General features: G+C 65.9%; 5 protein-coding genes and 1 pseudogene. All 6 read right to left on the bottom strand.

Going from position 1 to position 5,500, the window contains the following annotated elements; genetic code table 11:
- Positions 1–243 (bottom strand): annotated as a pseudogene (locus VGD20_RS18650) (VOC family protein); the annotation flags it as partial.
- A 10-nt stretch (positions 244–253) separates the two neighbouring features.
- Complete coding sequence (locus VGD20_RS18645) at positions 254–1,789, bottom strand: M20/M25/M40 family metallo-hydrolase (RefSeq protein WP_331135874.1); 1,536 nt, start codon at positions 1,787–1,789, stop codon at positions 254–256.
- A gap of 81 nt (positions 1,790–1,870) precedes the next feature.
- Complete coding sequence (locus VGD20_RS18640; protein ID WP_331135873.1) at positions 1,871–2,362, bottom strand: hypothetical protein; 492 nt, start codon at positions 2,360–2,362, stop codon at positions 1,871–1,873.
- Between the two features lie 18 nt (positions 2,363–2,380).
- A complete protein-coding gene (locus VGD20_RS18635) occupies positions 2,381–3,904 on the bottom strand; it encodes a fumarate hydratase (RefSeq protein ID WP_331135872.1) in 1,524 nt (507 codons plus the stop codon).
- A gap of 72 nt (positions 3,905–3,976) precedes the next feature.
- On the bottom strand, positions 3,977–4,816 hold the full coding sequence (locus VGD20_RS18630; RefSeq protein ID WP_331135871.1) for a hypothetical protein: 840 nt from the start codon (positions 4,814–4,816) through the stop codon (positions 3,977–3,979).
- A gap of 31 nt (positions 4,817–4,847) precedes the next feature.
- Positions 4,848–5,312, bottom strand: coding sequence for a Fur family transcriptional regulator (locus VGD20_RS18625; protein WP_331135875.1), 465 nt, complete (start codon positions 5,310–5,312; stop codon positions 4,848–4,850).
- Positions 5,313–5,500: the final 188 nt, after the last annotated feature.

Below are 5,500 nucleotides of genomic sequence, written 5' to 3'. Positions count from 1 at the left end.
GCGCATGCGGAAACAGGCGTGGTGCAGGCCGGGGGCGCCCTGATCGAAACGTTTGCCCGCATTTTCTGGGCTGCCGGTGCGAATACCGATCGCGGTGCGCCCGCCGACGCCATAGAGCATGTGCTCGCTGTCGAGCACGAGCTTCAGCTCCAGATAGGTGATCATCGCGCGCCAGAAGGCGGTTGATCGTTCGAAATCGCCCGCAGTCAGGATGACGTGCGCGACGCCGTTGAGGTCGCTCATTCGCCTCTCCTCATTTGATCGCCGCCAGCGTGTAGAGGAATTCGGCAAAGCCCATCGTCGCGTCGACGAGGCCAGCGACCCTGGGGTTGGTCGAATCGATCAGATAATATTCGTCGGGAGCATGCGCGCCCGATCCGTGACCGATCCCGAAATGGCCCGCGGGGATCGACACCGGCTGCGCGGTGAAGGTCGAGCCCGGCCAGCTGCCCGCCATGCGCGGGTTGAGGCTCGTGGCGACGCCGAGCTTCTTGTATGTCGCGAGCTCGCTGCGGATGAGGATGCTGTCTTCGGCGACCTCGGTCGGATCGTACCCGCCCGAGACATTGACCTCGACGTCGGTGAAGCCATGCTTGTCGAGATGCGCGCGGAGTTTCTTCTCGGCCTCGGCGCGCGTCTGGTTGGGGACGAGGCGGAGGTCGAGCTTGGCGACGGCGCGGCCGGGCAGCACGGTCTTGCCGCCGGGGCCGGTGTAGCCTGCGACGAGCCCTTCGATATTGACCGTCGGTTCCTGCGCGAGGCGGATCAGCGCGTCGTCGTACGCGAGGTTGTCGATCCAGTGGGTGACGCCGAGCGCCGCCTTCTGCTGGGCTTCATCGCCCGCCTTCGCGGCTTCGCGGATCAGCGCCTTTTCGCGGTCGGTGAGCGGGCGGACATTTTCGAACCAGCCCTCGATCGCGGGCTTGTTGCCGCCCTCGGTCACGAGCGTCTGGAGCGCCTGCACCAGCCGCCAGGCGGGCGAGTCGACCATCGCCTTCAGGCTCGAATGAACGTCGCCCTTCGGCCCGCGGCCCCATTTCTCGCCGCTTGCGACCAGTTCGAGTTCGATGATGCCTTTCGAGCCGAGGTTGACGGTGACGTTGCCCGTCTTGCCCTGCGACGCGAAGGGGATGAAGATGCCGTCGCATTTCTTCAGGGCGGCGAGGATGTTCGGCTTGGTCGCGATCTGGCGGAAGTGCGGCGATCCGATCTCTTCCTCACCCTCGCAGATGAGGACGATGTTCACCGGCAGCTTGCGTCCCGCAGCGCGGATCGCGTGGAGCGCGGCGAGGAAGGTCGCCTCGGGACCCTTCTGGTTCACCGCGCCGCGGCCCATGATCGCTTGCCCGAAACCGGGGCGATCGACCATCTTGCCCTCGAGTGGCGGTGACGACCATTCGGACGCGTCGAACTGCTTCACGTCGTACATGAAATAGATGCCGAGCGTGCGCCTGGCGCCGACGTCGATCGTACCGAAGACGCCGGGATGGCCGTCGGTGGGGACAATCTCGACATTGGTGAAGCCTGCATCCTTCGCGAGCTCGGCCATATAGGCCGCACCCTCGGGCATGCTGCGGTTCTCGGCGGCGATCGAGGGCAGGGCGATCCAGTCGCGGATGCGCTTGATCGAGGCGTCCTTGCCCGCCTCGGCTGCCTTGCGGACATCCGCCATCGTTCCCGATTGCGCGAGCAGGGGAAGCGGTTGCATGAAGGCGGCGCCGGCGCCGAGCATCGCGGTGCCGCGCAGCATGTCGCGGCGGTTCAGTCGTTCGAAATTGCGGAAATCCATCCTGCGTCCCCTGCCTGTTTTGTATACGAAGCAATCTGCCGCATCGCGAGAGAAACGCAAGCGCGTGGCGGGGACTTACCGTTACGCGATCGGGCGCGCGTCGATTTCGCGGGCGAGGAAGGCGAGGATTTTCTCGAGATCTTTGGCGGGGTCGGGCTGCGCGCGGAAGGCAGCGAGCCCTGCGAAGATCATCAATAGCGGAATGCCGGCAAAGAAGGTCGCGAACAGCCCGGCGCCGGGAATATAGATATAGGCGAGGACGCCGCCGATCACGAACAGCGAGAGGAAGCCGACCCAGATATAGGGGAAATAGCGCGCCTCGGGCGGGGTGCCGAAGGTACCGGTGATCCGCGTGCCGCCCTTGTATGATTCCATGACCGCGTCGAGCACGGGTTCCATATTGGTGCGCGCGTTGCGCTGGCGGTAGCGCAATTTCATCTCGCGTTCGCTGCCTTTGCCGAATACGCGCGCCTTCGCGTCCGGCATGGGTTCATCCATGACCTTCCGCAGCGTGCGGGCGATCTGCTCGGGCGAGTGAGGGGCGTAGAGGTCGATCGGTACGTGGTCGGCCATGGATTTGCCCCCTGTTGCTTATGCCTTCTCCAGCAATCCTTCGTCGGCGATCCGTTTCTGCCACAGCTTCGGCGCGTTGACATGAACGTTCTGGCCTTCGCTGTCGACCGCGACGGTGACGGGGAAGTCGCTGACCTCGAACTCGTAGATCGCCTCCATGCCGAGATCGGCGAAGCCGACGACCTTGCTGCCCTTGATCGCGCGCGCGACGAGATAGGCAGCGCCGCCGACCGCCATCAGATAGGCGCTCTTGTGCTTGGCGATCGATTGCGTCGCGGCGGGGCCGCGTTCGGCCTTGCCGACGCAGGCGAGCAGGCCTTGGCCCAGCATCATGTCCATGAACTTGTCCATGCGCGTCGCGGTCGTCGGACCCGCGGGGCCGACGATTTCCTCGCCGACCGGATCGACCGGGCCGACATAATAGATGACGCGGCCCTTGAACTCGACGGGCAGCTCCTCGCCCCTGGCGAGCATGTCGGCGATGCGCTTGTGCGCGGCGTCGCGGCCGGTGAGCATCTTGCCGTTGAGCAAGAGGCGGTCGCCCTGTTTCCAGCTCGCGACGACCTCGGGGGTCAGATTGTCGAGATCGACGCGGATCGCGGCCTTGTCGGGCGCCCAGTCGATCTGCGGATAATCGGCAAGCACCGGCGGCTCGAGGAACGCAGGGCCGCTGCCGTCGAGCGTGACATGGGCGTGGCGCGTCGCGGCGCAGTTGGGGATCATCGCGACGGGCTTCGACGCGGCGTGCGTCGGCCAGTCGGCGATCTTGACGTCGAGCACGGTGGCGAGGCCGCCGAGCCCCTGCGCGCCGATGCCGAGCGCGTTGACCTTTTCATAGAGCTCGATGCGCAGCTCCTCGGTGGGGTTCGACGGGCCGCGTGCGAGCAGTTCGGTCATGTCGATCGGGTCCATCAGCGACTGCTTCGCGAGCAGCATCGCCTTTTCGGCGGTGCCGCCGATGCCGATGCCGAGCATGCCCGGCGGGCACCAGCCGGCGCCCATCTGCGGCACCATTTCGAGCACCCAGTCGACGATCGAATCCGAGGGGTTCATCATCTTGAACTTCGACTTATTCTCGCTGCCGCCACCCTTCGCCGCGACATCGATCACGACCTTGTTGCCGGGGACCATCTCGACGTTGAGCACCGAGGGCGTGTTGTCCTTCGTATTCACGCGGCTGAACGCGGGGTCGGCGAGGATCGAGGCGCGGAGCTTGTTTTCGGGGTGGAGGTACGCCTTGCGCACGCCTTCGTCGACGACCTGCTGCAGGCTGCGGGGACTGTCGAGGCGGCAGTCCATGCCCCATTTGATGAACACGGTGACGATGCCGGTGTCCTGGCAGATCGGGCGATGCCCCTCGGCGCACATACGGCTGTTCGAGAGGATCTGCGCCATCGCGTCCTTCGCGGCGGGCGACACTTCGCGCTCGTACGCGGCGCCCAGCGCGCGGATATAGTCCATCGGATGGAAATAGCTGATGTACTGGAGCGCGTCGGCGATCGTCTCGATCAGGTCGTCTTCGCGGATGATCACGGTGTTCATGTGCAGCCTTTCGCCCTTTTTTTGGGGATTCGCCGCTTCCCTAGACCTGCATCGCCGGGGAGAAAAGAGGGGTCAGGTGCGGCGACGACCGAAGACCGGGCGCGCCGGTTCGGCGGCAGACTGCTCGCCCGGTTCGGGCGCGGCGGCGTCGAAGTCGACGAGCGGGCGCCGCCGGACCAGCGCCTGCCAGCTTCCTGCCGCAGCGAGCGCGAGGAGCAGGATCCAGCCGCCGGCGGTCGACGGCATCAGCGCCCAGGCAAAGGCGGCGGGGGTGATGATTGCCATCACCGTCGGGATCGCGGCGAGGATCGCGACCGTGCCGAACAGCGCCCACCACCGTCCGATCTGCGTTGCCGCGGCGCCGATCGCGACATTGGTCGTCGCAAGCAACAGGAATTTGGCGGCGACGGGCCAGGGCAGGCTTGCCATCGCAGGCGAATAATCGCCGAGCGTGAAGGCGGCCTGGATGTCGAAGAGCAGCCAGTTTTCCCAAGCGTCGCACAGCGCCGCGACGACCGGAAGCGCCGCCACCGCGAGCAACGGCCGCAACCGAAGCTCGCGCCACAGCGCAAGGCAGCCGCAGCCGAGAAAAGCGGCATAGAGCAGCATATAGAGATAATCCTGCTCGTTGCCCGCGCGCATCGCGGCGAGGCGCGTCACCTGCTGCGGGTCGGTATAGAAGCCGAAGATCGCTTCGAGGTCGGCCTGGCTGCCCGCGAATTCGAACGCGAGGACCGGAGCGCCATAGCCGGGTGCGATGTCATATCCTGCTTGTGGAAACACCTGTCCGAGGTGGAAACCGAAAAGAAGGACAGCGACCCCGAGGGCAAGTGTCCAGACCCACAGGCGCGTCGGTGCGGGCGGACGCGCCCGCTGTGCCTCGATCCAATGCTGGAACCCCCCGATCGGCATTCAACCGTCCGGTGGAGCGCGGCGGCTCACCTTATTGGCACTCGGCGCATTTGCCGCGCACCTCGATCACCGGGCGCTCGGCCGCGAAGCCCGTCGCCTCGGCCGCGGCACGCACGCCGCCCGAAATCTTGTCGTTGTCGACATGCACCGCGGTGCCGCAGCTGTCGCAGATCAGGAAGATGCAGTCGTGGAGGCAGCCCGGATGGCTGTTCGCGACGAAGGCGTTCGCGCTCTCGACGCGGCGGACGAGGTTGTTCGCGACGAACAGGTCGAGGATGCGATAGACACTGTTCGGCGCGACGCGCTTGCCGCGCTTTTGCGACACGATGTCGGCGATTTCATAGGCGCTCGCGGGTTTGCCGATTTCGGCGACCGCGTCGAAAATCTGCGCGCGCATGTCGGTCCACGCTTCGCCCGCGCCCTCGAGCGCGGTCTGCGCTGCCCTGGCGAGCGAGGCGCCGCTGGCCTCGACGTGGGGATGATCATGCTTGCCCATTGGCGTTTCCTCATGCGCGGGAAATCCCGCGCTAACTATAACCCAATGTAGGCTGTTTGCCGGGTCCCCGCAAGCGGCGGACCGGTCCGTTTCGGCGAACCGGCAGTGCCGCGCGCGGCGGTTGAGGTCGTGGCCCAATGCGACCACCGCGACGCCGATCATCGTCGCCACCACTTCGCTGCCGTCGT

It is taken from the genome of Sphingopyxis sp. (assembly GCF_036402335.1).
In the GTDB taxonomy this organism is placed as follows: domain Bacteria; phylum Pseudomonadota; class Alphaproteobacteria; order Sphingomonadales; family Sphingomonadaceae; genus Sphingopyxis.
This window is presented reverse-complemented; position numbering and strand designations above follow the sequence as displayed.